Origin of the sequence: Marinobacter sp. VGCF2001, assembly GCF_049943275.1 — a bacterium.
Lineage (GTDB): Bacteria > Pseudomonadota > Gammaproteobacteria > Pseudomonadales > Oleiphilaceae > Marinobacter.
The window spans coordinates 1-16546 of record NZ_JBNFVX010000006.1 but is presented as its reverse complement, the minus strand read 5'-3'; the positions used below and the strand labels follow the sequence as shown (position 1 = coordinate 16546).

At 56.4% G+C, this 16546-nt stretch carries 15 protein-coding genes; 9 read left to right on the top strand and 6 right to left on the bottom strand.

Translation table 11 applies throughout. The features are described from left to right. Positions 1–115: 115 nt before the first annotated feature. The 3 genes from ACP2AU_RS08175 to ACP2AU_RS08165 all read left to right on the top strand — a co-directional run bounded on the left by ACP2AU_RS08175 (position 116) and on the right by ACP2AU_RS08165 (position 3554). A complete protein-coding gene (locus ACP2AU_RS08175; protein ID WP_426375629.1) occupies positions 116–2254 on the top strand; it encodes an adenosylcobalamin-dependent ribonucleoside-diphosphate reductase in 2139 nt (712 codons plus the stop codon). 28 nt (positions 2255–2282) lie between these two features. Beyond that, complete coding sequence (locus tag ACP2AU_RS08170; protein ID WP_426375628.1) at positions 2283–2981, top strand: NrdJb; 699 nt, start codon at positions 2283–2285, stop codon at positions 2979–2981. A gap of 171 nt (positions 2982–3152) precedes the next feature. Beyond that, positions 3153–3554: a GFA family protein gene (locus ACP2AU_RS08165; protein WP_426375627.1), complete on the top strand. Its 402-nt coding sequence runs from the start codon at positions 3153–3155 to the stop codon at positions 3552–3554. 132 nt (positions 3555–3686) lie between these two features. Here the strand turns inward: ACP2AU_RS08165 and ACP2AU_RS08160 are convergent, their stop codons facing one another. Beyond that, positions 3687–4187 carry a lactoylglutathione lyase family protein gene (locus ACP2AU_RS08160; protein ID WP_426375625.1) on the bottom strand — a complete coding sequence of 167 codons (501 nt, stop codon included), beginning with the start codon at positions 4185–4187 and terminating at the stop codon, positions 3687–3689. A 92-nt stretch (positions 4188–4279) separates the two neighbouring features. On the opposite strand from ACP2AU_RS08160, the gene ACP2AU_RS08155 reads away from it, so the two are divergent. From ACP2AU_RS08155 to ACP2AU_RS08135, 5 genes are all read left to right on the top strand, one after another. Next, positions 4280–5152: a LysR family transcriptional regulator gene (locus ACP2AU_RS08155; RefSeq protein ID WP_426375624.1), complete on the top strand. Its 873-nt coding sequence runs from the start codon at positions 4280–4282 to the stop codon at positions 5150–5152. A 162-nt stretch (positions 5153–5314) separates the two neighbouring features. After that, positions 5315–5968 (top strand): PEP-CTERM sorting domain-containing protein, encoded by a 654-nt coding sequence (locus tag ACP2AU_RS08150; protein ID WP_426375623.1) that lies wholly within the window; start codon positions 5315–5317, stop codon positions 5966–5968. Positions 5969–6106: 138 nt separating this feature from the next. Then, positions 6107–6559, top strand: coding sequence for a hypothetical protein (locus tag ACP2AU_RS08145; protein ID WP_426375622.1), 453 nt, complete (start codon positions 6107–6109; stop codon positions 6557–6559). A gap of 51 nt (positions 6560–6610) precedes the next feature. After that, the gene (locus ACP2AU_RS08140) at positions 6611–6943 is read left to right on the top strand and encodes an SMR family transporter (protein ID WP_426375621.1); all 333 of its coding nucleotides are present in this window, start codon (positions 6611–6613) and stop codon (positions 6941–6943) included. Between the two features lie 6 nt (positions 6944–6949). Next, positions 6950–7435, top strand: coding sequence for a GNAT family N-acetyltransferase (locus tag ACP2AU_RS08135; protein ID WP_426375620.1), 486 nt, complete (start codon positions 6950–6952; stop codon positions 7433–7435). 7 nt (positions 7436–7442) lie between these two features. Here the strand turns inward: ACP2AU_RS08135 and ACP2AU_RS08130 are convergent, their stop codons facing one another. Then, on the bottom strand, positions 7443–9497 hold the full coding sequence (locus tag ACP2AU_RS08130) for a dehydrogenase (RefSeq protein WP_426375619.1): 2055 nt from the start codon (positions 9495–9497) through the stop codon (positions 7443–7445). A gap of 139 nt (positions 9498–9636) precedes the next feature. Here ACP2AU_RS08130 and ACP2AU_RS08125 point away from each other — a divergent pair, with 139 nt between their 5' ends. Continuing rightward, positions 9637–10656 carry a class I fructose-bisphosphate aldolase gene (locus tag ACP2AU_RS08125; RefSeq protein WP_426375618.1) on the top strand — a complete coding sequence of 340 codons (1020 nt, stop codon included), beginning with the start codon at positions 9637–9639 and terminating at the stop codon, positions 10654–10656. Here the strand turns inward: ACP2AU_RS08125 and ACP2AU_RS08120 are convergent. From ACP2AU_RS08120 to htpG, 4 genes are all read right to left on the bottom strand, one after another. Beyond that, the gene (locus ACP2AU_RS08120) at positions 10653–11630 is read right to left on the bottom strand and encodes a tRNA dihydrouridine synthase (protein WP_426375617.1); all 978 of its coding nucleotides are present in this window, start codon (positions 11628–11630) and stop codon (positions 10653–10655) included. The two genes, ACP2AU_RS08125 and ACP2AU_RS08120, sit on opposite strands and share 4 nt — an antisense overlap. A gap of 150 nt (positions 11631–11780) precedes the next feature. Continuing rightward, the gene (gene katG / locus ACP2AU_RS08115) at positions 11781–13952 is read right to left on the bottom strand and encodes a catalase/peroxidase HPI (RefSeq protein ID WP_426375616.1); all 2172 of its coding nucleotides are present in this window, start codon (positions 13950–13952) and stop codon (positions 11781–11783) included. Positions 13953–14302: 350 nt separating this feature from the next. Beyond that, entirely contained in the window at positions 14303–14521 is a 219-nt protein-coding gene (locus ACP2AU_RS08110) for a DUF2835 domain-containing protein (protein ID WP_426375615.1), read from the bottom strand. 13 nt (positions 14522–14534) lie between these two features. Continuing rightward, positions 14535–16427: a molecular chaperone HtpG gene (gene htpG / locus ACP2AU_RS08105; protein ID WP_426375614.1), complete on the bottom strand. Its 1893-nt coding sequence runs from the start codon at positions 16425–16427 to the stop codon at positions 14535–14537. Positions 16428–16546 lie beyond the last annotated feature (119 nt).

Genomic DNA, 16546 nt, shown 5'->3' with positions numbered 1-16546 from the left:
CACCATATATAGTGGTTGATCTTTGGTCGGGCCCAGACAGTACCGCAAACGCATGACGACACAGCGCCATAAATGGCGCTTTCGAACAGAGACAGACTGAAAACCGAGGGTGGCAATGAACGCTAAGGCACAGGCAGTGATCAACACGATTCCCATGCAGGAAGCTTCGCTGGATATCTGGAACAGCAAATACCAGCTGAAAACCAAAACTGGGGAGGCCGTTGATAAAGACATCGACGCAACCTACGAGCGCGTGGCCAAGGCACTGGCTGAAGTTGAGAACAAGAATGTACGCAGCAAGTACATGAAGGAGTTCCTGTGGGCGCTGCAAAACGGTGCCATACCGGCTGGCCGCATCACCTCCAATGCCGGTGCCGAAGCACACAAGCCCGCCACCTCCACAATTAACTGCACGGTGTCTGGCACCATCGACGACTCCATGAACGACATCCTGGAGAAAAACCACGAAGCCGGCCTTACGCTCAAAGCTGGTTGTGGTATCGGCTACGAATTCTCTACCCTGCGCCCGCGGGGTGCCTACGTCGCTGGCGCTGGTGCCACCACCTCCGGCCCGCTGTCGTTCATGGACATCTTCGACCGTATGTGCTTCACCGTGTCGTCTGCCGGTGGCCGCCGCGGCGCGCAGATGGCCACGTTCGACGTGCACCACCCGGATGTCATCGAGTTCATCCAGGCCAAGCGTGAAGACGGCCGCCTTCGCCAGTTCAACCTGTCCCTGCTGATCACCGAAGACTTCATTGAAGCCGTGCGCAACGGCGACGACTGGCACCTGTCGTTCCCGGTCACCCAGAAAGAAGCCGACGACGAAGGCCTGGACCTGACCGACGCCAGCCAGTTTGTGTACCGCGACTTCCCGGTACAGGAAGGCTACGTCGTCAACAACGAAGGTAAAGTGGCCTGCCGCATCTACAAGACGGTGAAAGCCCAGTTCATCTGGGACACCATCATGACCAGCACCTACGACTATGCCGAGCCAGGGTTCATCCTGATCGACAAGGTTAACCAGATGAACAACAACTGGTTCTGCGAGGACATTCGTGCCACCAATCCCTGCGGCGAGCAGCCTCTGCCCCCTTACGGCAGCTGCCTGCTGGGCTCGGTGAACCTGACCAAATTCGTAGACTACCCGTTCACTGAAAAGGCCAGCTTCAATTACGAGAAGTACCGCAAAGTGGTGGGCACCTTTACCCGGATGCTGGACAACGTGGTAGAGATCAACGGCCTGCCGCTGGCCGAACAGCGCCACGAAATCACCTACAAGCGCCGTCATGGCATGGGCATTCTGGGCCTGGGTTCTACGCTTGCCATGCTGCGTATGCCTTATGGCTCTGACGAATCCGTAGAATTCACCGAAGAAGTGGTTCGGGAAATGGCCGTGGAAGGCTGGCGCCAGTCCCTGGCCCTGGCTGAAGAGAAAGGCCCGGCACCGATCATGGAAGACGAATTCGAAGTCACGCCGAAAATGCTGAACAAGTGCCCGCAACTGGCCGATGACGGCATCAAGATTGGCGACAAAGTAAAAGGCAAGGTACTGCACGCGAAATACAGCGCCTACATGGCCCGCATCGCCGAGGTAGAGCCGGAGCTGGTGGCCAAGCTGGCCGAGCAAGGTGGCCGTTTCACACACCACACCTCCATTGCACCCACCGGTACCATCAGCCTGTCGCTGGCCAACAACGCCAGTAACGGGATTGAGCCGAGCTTCTCGCACCACTACGCACGGAACATCATCCGTGAAGGCCGTAAAACCAAAGAGAAAGTGGACGTATTCAGCTTTGAGCTGCTGGCCTACCGCCATCTGGTCAACCCGGGCGCCATGCCGTTCTCCGACGACGAAGACAAGAAGCTGCCGAGCTACTTCACCACGTCCGACGATGTCACGCCAACCCAGCACGTAGACATCCAGGCGGCCGCGCAGAAATGGGTAGATTCCTCCATTTCCAAAACCGCCAATGTTCCGACAGAATTCGCCTATCCGGATTTCAAGGGCATCTACCTCTACGCCTACGACAAGGGCCTGAAAGGCTGCACCACCTTCCGCTTCAACCCGGAAGCGTTCCAGGGCGTATTGGTGAAAGAGAAAGACCTTGAAAACACCCTTTACGAATTCACCCTGGATGACGGCAGCAAAGTGACCCTGCGCGGTAACGAACAGGTAGAATACGACGGAGAAACCCACACCGCCGCCAACCTGTTCGATGCGTTGAAAGAAGGCACTTACGGCAAGTATTAATCCGGGACCGACAAACAGGAATACCAACATGACAGTGAAAATCAGCAACCAGATCGTCGGCTACCGGGTAAAGAAGGCCGACACGGAAAATACCGGCGAACAGCCCGCAGCCGCTGCCGCGGATTCAAAGCCGGTATTGATGAATGAAAACATCGAACGCCCGGATTTCTTGCTAGGCACTACCTACAAGATCAAACCGCCCGTGGCCGAGCACGCGATGTACATCACCATCAACGATATCCTGCTGAACGAGGATACCGACCACGAAACGCGTCAGCCGTACGAAGTGTTCATCAACTCCAAATCCATGGAGCACTTCCAGTGGGTCATCGCGCTCACCCGCGTTATCTCTGCCGTGTTCCGCAAAGGCGGTGACCTGACCTTCCTGGTGGAAGAGCTGCGCAGCGTGTACGACCCCAACGGCGGTTACTTCAAGAAAGGCGGCGTATTCATGCCCTCGCTGGTGGCCGAAATCGGCGCTGTGATCGAGAAGCACCTGAAGGCCATCGGCCTGCTGGAAAGCGACGAACTGAGCGAAACCACCAAACGCATCCTGGCGGAAAAGCGTGCCGAGTTCGAAGCCACCCAGAACAAGGCCACCAACGACGATGCCAGCAGCGACTACCCAGCCAACGCCACCATGTGCGGCAAGTGCAGCACCAAAGCGGTGATCGTCATGGACGGCTGCGCCACCTGCTTGTCTTGCGGTGACAGCAAGTGCGGCTAACGTAAACAGCCGCTGAGTTGCAAAAGGCCCGGTTGCGAACGCATCCGGGCCTTTTTGTTGGTGAAAAGCTCAGATAGCGCTTCGTTATTTGCGAAAATGCGGCTATGGCGATATTACTAACCCGAATCTGGCTTGTTTCTTGGAAAGGGGTGTGAATTGGAAAGGAGTCTTATGACTGAGCATTTCGGATCTTGTTTGTGTGGCACCGTAAGTTTTAAGGTAAAAGGCGAGTTCGATAGCTTTTATCTTTGCCATTGCCAGCATTGCCAAAAAGATACGGGGGCGGCTTATGCGGCAAACCTGTTCTCACGGACAGCTAAACTGGTCTGGCATTCGGGCGCTCATGCGGTTACTTCCTTTACGCTTCCAGGCACTCGTCATAATAAGAGCTTTTGTCAGTTGTGTGGCTCAGCGTTGCCAAGCTCTCACACATCAGGTTTGCTCGTCGTTCCCGCAGGGTGTTTAGACACTGAAATCTCTTTGTCGCCAACCGCGCACATCTTCTCAAACAGCAATGCTGCCTGGGATAAGGAGTTAGAAAAAGTGCCGATGTTTGAGGGGCTGTCAGATTGAGGGACCATCCCTTTTCCGGCACCTGGCGCCGCTGGTGGTGTTTTCCGGGTATCTGGTTTACACACGGCTGTTTATTGAGCGCGAGGGCTGACACGGCGAACCGCCCCGCCCTCCTTTGATGGCCTCAGGTGCTTAATAAGCGCCTTCGCTGTAGATCAGCTCGTAGCTGTGGCTGTAGATTTCCAGAATGTTGCCGAACGGGTCTTCCATGTAGATCATGCGGTAAGGCTTTTCGCCTGGATAGTAATAGCGTGGCTTTTCCATCCGGCGCTTGCCGCCTGCGGCCACGATGCGCTCGGCCAGCTCTTCCACGTTCGGGTCTTGCACGCAAAAATGGAAAATGCCGGTTTTCCAGTACTCGAAATTGTTCTCCGGGTTCTCCTGGTTCGGGAACTGGAACAGTTCCACGCCAATTCGATCGCCGGTCGACAGGTGCGCAATCCGGAAACTGCCCCACCCTTTGCCGAAGACGTCGGTGCACATCTCACCGATGGCGCTGTCGTCTTCTTCCACGTCGGTCGGCTTCATAATCAGGTACCAGCCCATCACTTCGGTGTAGAACTTCACGGCCTGGTCCAGATCCGGAACAGAAATACCGATGTGCGAAAAGTTTCTCGGATAAACGTTGTTCATGGTGCGCTCCTCGTTGATGACCAAGTCCAGATTACAAAGCGCAGGAGATAACGTAAAATGATCATTTGTGATCATATTGAGCATATTCTGTAATGATAAATACCACCTGGTTACGTACCTTCTGCACGCTTGTAGACGTCGGCCATTTCACCCGGACGGCGGAACGCCTGCACATGACCCAGTCCGGCGTCAGCCAACACATACGAAAGCTGGAGGAGCAGTTGGGCAGCCAGCTACTAATCAGAGAAGGTAAACAATTCCGGCTGTCGGAAGCCGGCCAAAGGCTTTACGTTGAAGCTCAGGACATTCTGCTGGCGCTGTCAAATCTGCAACGAACCATCGGCGAAGACCCGCCCTATGAGGGGGAGGTGCGGATCATGTCGCCCGGCAGCGTGGGGCTTAAGCTGTACCCCAAGCTGCTGGCCCTGCAAGCCAGGCACCCGAAGCTGGTGATTGATTACCGGTTTGCTCCGAATCAAGACGTCGAACAGGCCATTGCCAGCTCACGGGTGGATATCGGCTTCATGACCGCGCGCTCCACGCTTCCCGAGGTGCAAAGCACCGCCATTGCCGAGGAATCGCTGCTACTGGTATTGCCTGCAAGTGCGCCAAACATGGATTGGGACACGCTCATGGGCCTGGGCTTTATCGATCACCCTGATGGCAGCCATCATGCCAGCCTTTTGCTGGGCGCAAATTATGATGAATTTCAACACAGCAGCCTCTTTCCGCGAGCGGGATTCTCTAATCAGATTGGAATGATTCTGGAGCCGGTCAGCCTGGGGCTCGGGTTTACGGTGTTACCCGCTCATGCCGTAGAGGCCTTCCCCCGCACGGAAACCGTCCGGGCCGAATACCTGGAGAACCCGGTCAGCGAGACTCTGTATCTGTGCACCCATCGCCAGCGAGTGCTGCAGAAGCGATTGGAGACGGTCATCTCGCATTTAAAAGTGTGGCTTCAGTAAGTCGCGCGATTCGATATACTGGAGGCTTTAAAGATTTGTCTGGTTTTTTTACACCGGAGTGAAATCGTTACTGAAAAATCTTTACAGGTTAATGGGTTAGGAATTGGCCTATCTCTTGCTGGAGTTTTTTCGCACCAAAACAATCTAAATAAGGAAGTTATTATGCGGAAAATCATAGCTCTTGTTGGCCTGACCTTATCTATGCAGGTAAACGCCGCTTTAATCGCTGAGTATGATCTGGCGACAACCCCCAATAACAGCACAAATGTGGCGGCAACGTTTGTCGAACCAGGTTTTACTGCAACCGACCTGATCCTGAACAACGCTTCGTCAACAACCGCTTCATTCTCCAACCATTTTTACCACAACGGTTGGGATAGCACGCTTAATACCAGCAAGTATTACGAAACGACGATTGGAAACGCCAACAATTTCAGTCTGTCCAAAGTTGATTTTTCTATGGAAAACACCGGGGGAGCATCAACATACTGGCTAAGATCCAGCCTGGATGGCTTTAGTGCAGACATCGCAAGCGGTAGCTTTCTCAACGGGCTTGTTACCAATTTCAGCGTAAACCTTGCAGCCCTGGGCACGCTGTCGGCGCCCGTAACCTTCCGCTGGTTCGTTGCTGGCCCCTCAGTTTCGGGGTTTGCCAACCACGAAATTCCGGGCACTGGCGGTGGGTTAGCTGATGTTGGCCAGGATCTCGGGTTCTATGGCCAGGCAGTGTCCGTGCCCGAACCCGGTTCGCTGCTATTGTTGGGTCTTGGACTTGCCGGCCTGAGTTTTGCGAGAAAGACGAGAGACACCGCCTGATCCAGGGCGTTCCGAGCACGGCAGCTCTGATTCGACATAGAGTTGCTGTGCTGTTCAATTTCCTTGCCCTGCCCCTCGCCATTTCAGCAATATCCGCATAGAGTAGCTCCGCCAATTCATTATTGACGGAACCCAGTCATGTTTAAATCCATCGCCCTGTCCGGGCTTTTGGTCATTCTGGCGGGGCTGATTGCCTTTCAGTATTACATTACCTCAGTGCCAGGGCTTGAGCCTCCCATCTCGGCTACGGATGCCCGTTACGTCGATGACGACAACTCGTTGCTTGTGTCGCTGGTCGGCAGCAGCGGCCAGGTCTTTACTATCGGGCTTCGTGGCGAGATCCTCGATAGCCCGGAGGAAACCGCATTGTTTTTTATCAGCCACCCGGACCTGGTGCCCTATGTTTACTGGCCGGGGTTGCGCAGTAACGATGAAAAGCGTGTGATGAAGTTGCTGAGCCGCTGGGCGCAGAACCTGGATGACCCGGCAGCGGTGGCAGCCCGTTTCACCGGGGCGGAGCAGAAAACAACCGCACCGGATGCAGAAGCCACGGCGTATCAAATCTATTCAGTGTTAAAGAGCAGGAACTGATCCGCTTCTCATCCGATCAAGCACCGATACGCATTCATTAACGGGGAATTTATGAAAAGCTGGCTGCTTCTTGGCTTTGCCATTGTGGCTGAAGTGGTTGCCACATCGGCATTGAAATCCAGTAACGGGTTTACCCGACTGATGCCCAGTACCATCGTTGTTCTGGGTTACGGGGTGGCCTTCTACTTTCTCGCCCTGGCGATCAAGACCATTCCGGTGGGCATAGCCTACGCAGTCTGGGCTGGCCTGGGGATTGTATTAATATCGCTCATCGGTTGGTTGATGCTCGGTCAAAAGCTGGATTTTCCTGCGGTTGTCGGTATGCTGCTGATTGTGGCCGGCGTTCTGGTCATCAACCTGCTTTCCAACACAGGTGCACACTGAACTGATATGAGTACCGTCACTTCGATCACCCTTCGTAAATACCGGATTCAGGATTTGAGCCCGGTGGTCCGGCTGTTCACCGATTCCGTGCATGAGCTTACGGCGGGCGCTTACGACGAAACCCAGCGCTATGCCTGGGCATCGCGCACGCCCCACCTGGATACGTGGCGCGAGCGGCTTGAGTCAATGGAAACGCTGGTTGCGGAAGAAGGCTCGGATCTGGCTGGCTTTATTTCCTATGAAAAAAGTGGCCATATCGATCTGGTATTCACGGCGCCAAACTTCGCCCGCCGGGGCATTGCGTCTGCCCTGTACCACGAGGCCGAACAGCAGCTGAAAGCCCTGGGGGTAAAAGAGCTGAGCACCGAAGCCAGCGTAGTTGCACGCCCTTTCTTTGAACGCCACGGCTTTGAAGTGGTCGACGAACAACGGGCAACCCTGCGCGGTGCCCAGTTCCTGCGCTATCTGATGCGCAAGAAACTGGACGACTGACCCGCCATCATGCGGGTTCTGTGGCTTCGGCTGCCAGCGCCCGCACACGCTGGAAATCCTCCTCGGTAAACACGCCATTAACGCCAGACACGGCCGCCAGCTCCATGCCGTGTTTGAGCCCGAGCTTGTAGATTTCCCGCACCTTTTCCCACTCGATGTTCCGGCCCAGGGTAAAGTTTTCAAAACGGGCTTCGAGCGCCAACACGATGGTCTCGGCCAGGCAGGCATAGGCGATGCCTTTGGGCAGGCCGATGTCCTTCATGCGGACCTCACCCGGCAACTGAATTTCTCCGGATTCAATCACCAGAACATCCGGCCGCTTTGCCACGTCTTCAGCCGGAATATCCAGTGGGCGAGCGACATCGGTAATCACACACCCCGGTTTCACACGCATGATATCCAGAATCCGTTTTCCGGCGCCGGAGGTGGCGGTAACCACCATGTCCATGTCGGACAGATCGCGGTCGGTCGTGGCCGCCACATGAACTTTGGCGCCCGGGGTTTCCAGCTCAATGCTCTCTTTCAATGCCAGCAGTTTTGCGGCCTCGGGAGCCACCAGATAGATTTCGTCCACCGCTTTGGCCAGCAGCCGGGCGCAGACGGAGCCAATGGCCCCGGTAGCCCCTACCACCATGGCATTTCCCGCCATTTTACCGCTTTGCCCGATGCTGACACGGCCCACCTTTCTTGCCGCATCGTGGGCGGCCCAGAGGGCACCAGATGCGCTGTAGCTGTTGCCCGTGGTGATCGGCAGCGGCGCGCGCTTGGCAACGGTAATGCCGGCATCGCCAACGACTTTGGTGAACGCGCCCAGGCCCATAATCTGGGCACCAAGCTTTTTCGCCAGTTTTGCGGCAGCCAACAGCCGGCTGTAGGTAAATTCGGGATCATGGGCCATGATTTCCTTGGGGGTGCCCCCCACGGTAATCAGCCAGCCCTCCACCTCGTCGCCGGTGGGTGATTTTATGCCCGACACTTTGGAATAAATAAACGGTGGCGTATAGGCCACCGCTTTTTCAACCAGATTCATAACCGTCGCCGGGGAGACGTTGGCAATCCAGTCCAGCGGTGGTGTTTTAGTCAGGTATTGCTGCGACAACGGATGAATAACAAACGCAAACCGGTTTACCCGCCGGTAACCGTCGGGGTAAAGAATCCGCGGCTCTATGCCGAGGCTCTGAATGATGTCGAGAAAATCATCCGCCCCCAGCTGTTCCGGTGACCGCGACAAGGCCGCACTGATCATCGCTTCCATGACGTTCACGCCAACCGGCCGACCTTCCAGCCAGGGGCTGTAGTCCACCACCATGGCCACCTTGCGGGATTTCAGCCAGTCCATGGCGGAATCTGTTACCCGGGAGGTGATCACGGTTTTGCCGTCCAGCTCTTTCTCCGAAAAAGCCTCAAGGTCGGCCATGGCACCAACGATGACATGGCTGTCCCGCACGGATTCATGCAACGAGCCTCGAATGAGTTTTTCACCCATTCGATACAGCGGCGTTTTGTGGAGCGTTTCGATGAGCTTGACCGCCGCCGGCCGGAACATTACCGGAGCCGTTACAGAGGTGTAGGTCTCCAGCTGCCGGAGGGAGGTGAGCAGTCGCGGCACGCCAAAATCCATATAAGGATCGGCGAAATACAGGTTCTCCGTGTGCTCTGACAACGCTTTGGCAATGCGGTAACCGGCCTGTCCGTTCAGGAACAGCACCCGGGCATTATCGAAAAAATGCCCGAGCTCGGTCTGGGTGTGCCGAACCGCCCACTCCTGCAATATGCCCCGCAGGCCGGCACCGGTTGTCACCGATTTATCCGGCACGCAGGCTTCAAGGCGGGCGGTGTCTGGATGCTGCAGTTGCTCGCGCCCTACCTGATAGTGATCGTGAATCATGCTCAGGCCAATGGCGTCGGCCTCGCCACGAACCGACTCAAGAACTGCCTCAGCGTGATCCAGATGACCATCTGTACCCACCCGGATAATTCTGAATGGCTGGTTCAGAAACGAGGTTTCCAACTCGTAATCGTACTCAGATGATCCCTGGCTAACACTAACAACCGTTTTCATGCGGGGTTTCCTTGTTGTTTTATTATCCGTTCAGTTTAGAAGATCTATCGTCCACCTGCTTTAGCTCAAGTCAAATAGCAGGCACGAATTTACCAGCTAAACTGATGCTATTTCCTTCACGCCAATTCAGGGAGCCACCATGACCATTCAGGAAGAACTCAAAGCCACGATTGAAGATCTTGTACAACCGGCGAAAGGCATCCTCGCCGCAGACGAAAGCTCTCCCACCATTGCCAAGCGGTTCAAGGCGGTGGGCGTGGAATCCACGGAGGCCACGCGCCGGGCGTACCGGAGTATTATTTTCTCCACGCCCGATCTGGGTGACCACATCAGCGGTGTCATTCTCTATGAGGAAACCCTGGAGCAGCTGAGCCTGGACGATATCTCAATCCCGAAACTGCTGGCCAGCCAGGGCATCGTGCCCGGCATCAAGGTGGATCAGGGTAAGGGGCCACTGGTGAATGCGCCAGGCGATGAGATCACCTATGGCCTGGATGGCCTGGCAACGCGGCTTGAGCACTACAAATCGCTCGGCGCCCGGTTTGCCAAGTGGCGGGACGTGTTCCACATCTCAGGCACCCTGCCCTCCTTCCAGGCCATCAAATCCAATGCCGAGGTCCTGGCCCGCTATGCCGCCGTCTGCCAGGCCATGGGGATTGTGCCGATTGTTGAACCGGAAGTGCTGATTGATGGCAATCATTCCATGGAACGGGCCGCGGAGGTCAGCGAGGATGTATTACTGGAGGTGTTCAAGGCGTTGCACCGGCATCGGGTTCATCTTGAACATATCATTCTCAAACCCAGCATGGTCACCCCCGGAAAGGCGTCCGGCAAAGCCACCCCGGAGCAGGTGGCCGAAGCCACGTTAAGCGTTTTCCGGCGCGTGGTACCGGCAGCAGTACCCGGGATAGTTTTTCTCTCCGGGGGCCAGACGCCGGAGGAATCCACGGAAAACCTGAACGCTTTGAACAGCCTGGGCAGACAGCCCTGGGAGCTGAGTTTTTCGTACGGCCGGGCGCTGCAGGAGCCAGCCCAGAAAGCCTGGGCCGGGAAGCTGGATAACGCCCGGGCGGCACAGGCAGCCCTGCACAAACGCGCGCGACTTAATGGGCTGGCCCGTTGCGGGGAGTATTCGCCCGCGATGGAGAACGACGCCTAGGCCGCGTTGGTTTTTCGCGGCGCAACATCCACCGGCTGTTCCAGACAGGCCAGCATGGGGGCCACCTCCCGCAGCTTCCGGGCCTGGGGCCAGAGCGCCTCGGCTTCAGTAAAGCCTTGGCGCAGATAATTCAGCCATTGTTTGATCCGGCCGGTAACAAAACGGTCTTCCAGCCGGGTTTGCAGCGCGGCCGCGTATTCCCGTACCAGCGAGACCGCTTCCGCCCAGGCCATGGGTGCGACGGATTCACCCCGCTGGGACGCCTTGATTTGCGCTGCCAGATCCGGCCGGGCAATCAGGCCCCGACCGATCATCACATCGTCGCAGCCAGAGACCTTCCGGCAGCGCCAGTAGTCTTCCACGGTCCAGATTTCGCCGTTGGCGATTACGTGGCTTTTGACCGCTTCGCGTACCTTGGCGATTTCTTCCCAGTAAGCGGGCGGCTTGTAGCCATCTACCTTGCTGCGGGCGTGAATGACAATCTCAGAAGCACCGGCCGCATCCAGAGCCTGGCCACAGGCCACGCCCATGGAGCGGTCGTCATAGCCCAGGCGCATCTTGGCGGTCACCGGAATGTGGGCAGGCACCGCTTTACGCACCGCCGCGGTAATTTCATACATCAGCTCGGGCTCGCGCATCAGCACACAACCGCCTTTGTGCTTGTTGACGGTCTTGGCCGGGCAGCCAAAGTTGATGTCCACCTGCCCTGCGCCCAGTTCGGCAGCCTTGGCACCATGGCGGCCCATCATGTCGGCATTGGAACCCAGCAGTTGAACGGCTACGGGTGTACCTACTTCTGTAAGCGCACCGTTGTAAAGCTCCGGAGCGTACTTGTAGAAAATCCGGGGCGGCAACATGCCGTGGGTCACGCGAATAAATTCCGTCACGCACCGGTCAATCCCGCCGACCTTGGTCAAGGTTTCACGGATAGGTGCGTCGACCAGCCCTTCCATCGGGGCAAGGATGATTCGCATGAAGGCTCCAGAAACTGAGAGGAGTGAATCAGAGTGCGGCTGATCAAAAATCAGGCGGAGCCGATTGTAAGGAATTCGGGAGAAAATAGGTAGCCGGGCATCCCGAAACAGGATGCCCGGCTGGGGGCTTCTCACAACGTTACCGGCAGATTATGCCTGTACGTCAAAACGGTCGTTGTTCATGACCTTGGTCCAGGCAGCGATAAAGTCCTTCACGAACTTCTCGCCGTTGTCGTCCTGGGCGTACACCTCTGCGTAGGAACGCAGGATGGAGTTGGAGCCGAACACCAGGTCTACCCGGCTAGCGGTCCACTTGGTCTGGTCAGTCTTGCGATCGCGGATCTCGTACGTACCGTTACCCACTGGCTTCCAGCTGTAAGCCATGTCGGTCAGGTTCACGAAGAAGTCGTTCGTAAGCTGGCCTTCGCGGTCTGTGAACACACCATGCTTGGTACCGCCATGGTTGGTGCCCAGCACCCGCATACCGCCGATCAGTACCGTCATTTCCGGTGCAGTCAGACCCATCAGCTGGGCGCGGTCGAGCAGCAGCTCTTCCGGCTTCACGATGTAGTCTTTCTTCTGCCAGTTCCGGAAGCCATCGGCTACCGGCTCCAGGTACTCGAAAGACGGGGCATCGGTCATCTCATCGGTTGCATCGCCACGCCCCTTCAGGAAGGGCACGCGAACCTCGTAACCGGCCGCTTTCGCTGCTTTCTCGATACCCACGCTACCGGCCAGGACGATCACATCGGCCACGCTGGCACCGGTTTCAGCAGAGATCTGCTCGTAAACCTTCAGCACTTTGCTCAGACGAGCAGGCTCGTTGCCTTCCCAGTCTTTCTGAGGTGCCAGGCGGATCCGCGCACCGTTGGCGCCACCACGCATATCAGAGCCGCGGAAGGTACGGGCGCTGTCCCAGGCGGTGCTGACCATCTCACTGATGCTCAGGCCACTGTCCGCAATCTTCTCTTTGACCACTTCTTCGCAGTAGTCGGTGCTGCCAGCCGGTACCGGATCCTGCCAGATCAGGTCTTCTGCCGGGGCTTCCGGGCCAATGTAACGGGCCTTGGGGCCGAGATCCCGGTGAGTCAGCTTGAACCAGGCACGGGCGAAGCAGTCCTTGAAGTATTCCGGATCTGCCATGAACTTCTCACAGATTGCACGGTACTTCGGATCCATCTTCATGGCCATGTCGGCATCAGTCATGATCGGGTTGTGGCGCTTGGACGGATCGCTGGCATCCAGCGGCTTGTCCTCTTCCTTCATGTTGATGGGTTCCCATTGCCAGGCACCGGCCGGGCTCTTCTTGAGCTCCCACTCGTAGCCGAACAGAAGGTCAAAGTATCCCATATCAAACTTGGTCGGATGAGTCGTCCAGGCCCCCTCAATACCAGAAGTCACGGCATTGGCAGCTTTACCCTTCATGTTCGGGTTACTCCAGCCAAAGCCCTGCTCTTCCACATCAGCCGCTTCCGGCTCGGGCCCGAGGGCACCTGCGTCACCGTTACCGTGACACTTACCAACAGTGTGGCCACCAGCCGTCAGGGCTGCGGTTTCTTCATCATCCATCGCCATACGGGCGAAGGTGACGCGCACCTGCTCACCGGTCTTGATCGGGTCCGGCTGGCCGTTCACGCCTTCCGGGTTCACATAGATCAGGCCCATCTGAACCGCTGCCAGCGGATTTTCCATGGTGTCAGGCTTTTCTACGTCGCCGTAGCGCTCGTCAGAGGGAGCCAGCCACTCTTTCTCGTTACCCCAGTAAATATCTTTTTCCGGGTGCCAGATGTCCTCGCGGCCAAAGGAGAAACCGTATGACGGCAGTCCCATGGACTCATAGGCCACGGTACCGGCCAGGATGATCAGGTCGGCCCAGCTCAGCTTGTTGCCGTACTTTTTCTTGATCGGCCACAGCAGGCGGCGGGCCTTATCAAGGCTGACGTTATCGGGCCAGGAGTTCAGCGGCGCAAAGCGCTGGTTACCGGTGCCACCGCCGCCACGGCCATCCTGGATACGGTAGGTGCCCGCTGCGTGCCAGGACATACGGATCATCAAGCCGCCGTAGTGGCCCCAGTCTGCCGGCCACCAGTCCTGGCTGTCTGTCATCAGGGCGTGCAGGTCTTTTTTGACGGCTTCGAAGTCGAGCTTTTTGACTTCTTCGCGATAGTCAAAGTCTTCGCCCAGGGGATTGGTCTTGCGATCGTGCTGGTGCAGGATGTCGAGGTTCAGCGCCTCCGGCCACCAGTTCATGACATCGCGATTTTCAGTTGAATTAGCACCGTGCATAACCGGGCACTTACCACCAGAATTCGTCTCACTCATCGTACTCTCCTGCTTCTGCGTCATTGGCAAAAAGGCGTTTATTATTCAAGAGCAACTATCAATATAGATCATTCACAGTTGGCTGCTTGAATGTTTCCTACCGCCAGAATAGTGAAGGACTATCGACTCTCCCGCTTCACTGGCAAATCTGTAACCCACTGGGCAATCGCATAATTCCCGCAGTAATCCGCCAGAATTCCCAGAGAGTCACTCCATGCTACCGATGTGAGATAGGACAACGCTGACATAGGGCAACTCCTGTGTTAACGAGAACACCGTTACCTTACCGTCGACGCCATCAAGAGAAACAATTAATTAAAAATAAATTTACGAGAGTTTTTATTTATCAACTAAAGGCGTTCGATAGAGGTGAACTTTCCGGCATCGTCAAACAGGATGCGGAAGCTGCCACGTACGCCGTCGTTGAGGAAAAAACGGGAGAGGATACGGGCCGGGAAGCGGACAGAACGTCCGTCCCGGGCCGTGGTGTGAACATCGGTGGCTATCCCCTGATAGAGCTTGAGCCACTCCTCAGGGCTGATGCTGATGTCCACAATGATCTGCTGCATGGCGGATACTGGCTCAGTTGGCCAGTTCAAGCAGCAGTCGGTTCAGGCGGCTGACATAGGCGCCCGGGTCTTTCAGTTGCTCACCGCTGGCCAGCGTGGCCTGATCAAACAGAACAGCAGACAGTTCGGTGAAACGCTCTTCGCCCTGCTCAGCCTCCAGACGCTGTACCAACGGATGGTCCACGTTAATTTCAAAGATCGGCTTGCTGTCCGGCACCTTCTGGCCGGCGGCTTCCATGATCTTTTTCATCTGCGCGCCCATATCGAACTGGCCAACCACCAGGCACGCCGGAGAATCGGTCAGGCGGCTGGTAACCCGAACTTCCTGCACCCGGTCATCCAGCGCAGTCTTGATGCGCTCAAGCAGACCCTTGTGCTCTTCGGCGGCCTCTTCCTGATGCTTCTTGTCTTCCTCGGTCTCGACCTCGCCAAGGTCCAGATCGCCGCGGGCAACATCCTGGAACTGCTTGCTGTCGTACTCGCTCAGATACCCCATCATCCATTCATCAATGCGGTCTGATAGCACCAGCACTTCAATGCCTTTCTTACGGAACACTTCCAGGTGCGGGCTGCTCTTGGCCGCCGCAAAGTTGTCGCCGGTAATGTAGTAGATCTTATTCTGGCCCTCTTTCATCCGGCCAATGTAGTCATCCAGAGACACGTTCTGAGCAGCTTCTCCGGTGTGGGTAGAGGCGAAACGCAGCAGGCCGGCAATTTTCTCGCGATTGCTGAAGTCCTCGGCCGGGCCTTCTTTCAACACGGTACCGAACTCATCCCAGAACCCCTGGTACTCGTCGCCTTCTCTCTTGGCGAGTTTCGACAGCATATCCAGCACACGTTTGGTCATCGCCGTACGAATGCTCTCAACGGTGCTGTCGTTCTGCAGGATCTCACGGGAGACGTTCAAAGACAGGTCGTTGGAATCGATCACGCCCTTGGCGAAGCGCAGGTACAGCGGCAGGAACTGCTCCGCGTCGTCCATGATGAACACGCGCTGAACGTACAGCTTAAGGCCGCGTGGTGCCTCGCGATTGTAGAGGTCGAACGGCGCGCGCTTGGGAATGTACAGCAGGCTGGTGTAATCCAGTTTGCCTTCTACCTTGTTGTGAGACCAGGTAAGCGGGTCCTCAAAATCGTGGGCAATATGCTTGTAAAATTCCTTGTACTCTTCGTCTTTAATCTCGTTGCGTGGCAGGGTCCACAAGGCGGTGGCATCGTTGACGGTTTCGTCTTCACCTTTTTTGTCTTCTTCCTCGGATTCCGCCCTCATCACCACCGGGAAGGAGATGTGATCAGAGTATTTCTTGACCAGGCTACGCAGCTTCCAGCCGTCGGCAAACTCTTTATCTTCCGCTTTCAGGTGCAGCACGATTTCAGTGCCACGCTGCTCGCGGTTGGCCGGCTCAATGGAGAATTCGCCGTCTCCTTTAGACTCCCAGTGCACCCCGCTGTCTGCCGGTTCGCCGGCGCGGCGGGTGAACACCTCCACCTTGTCGGCCACGATAAACGCGGAATAGAAGCCCACACCAAACTGACCAATCAGCTTGCTGTCTTTTTTCTCGTCGCCAGACAACTGTTTGAGAAATTCTGCGGTGCCGGATTTGGCGATGGTGCCCAGGTTGGCAATCACGTCATCCCGGCTCATGCCGATACCATTGTCGGAGAGGGTGATGGTGCCGGCGTCTTTATCGTAATCCAGGCGGATTTTCAGCTCGGTATCGCCCTCGAAAAGCTTGTCGTCTTTCAGAGCAGCGAAGCGCAATTTGTCTTCAGCATCTGAAGCATTCGAGATGAGCTCACGAAGGAAGATCTCTTTGTTCGAATACAGAGAGTGGATCATCAATTGAAGCAGTTGCTTCACTTCGGTCTGGAATCCGAGCGTCTCTTTGTTGGCTTCTACCGTCATGGCTGTCTTGGTCTCCTGCTGTTTACATTTTGATATCGCTGAGCGGCCAGCACGATGCAAATGCGAACGTGTGGGGATGGCTTTCCGAAACCGTGCGGAGCCAGGGATGGCGGAGCCGA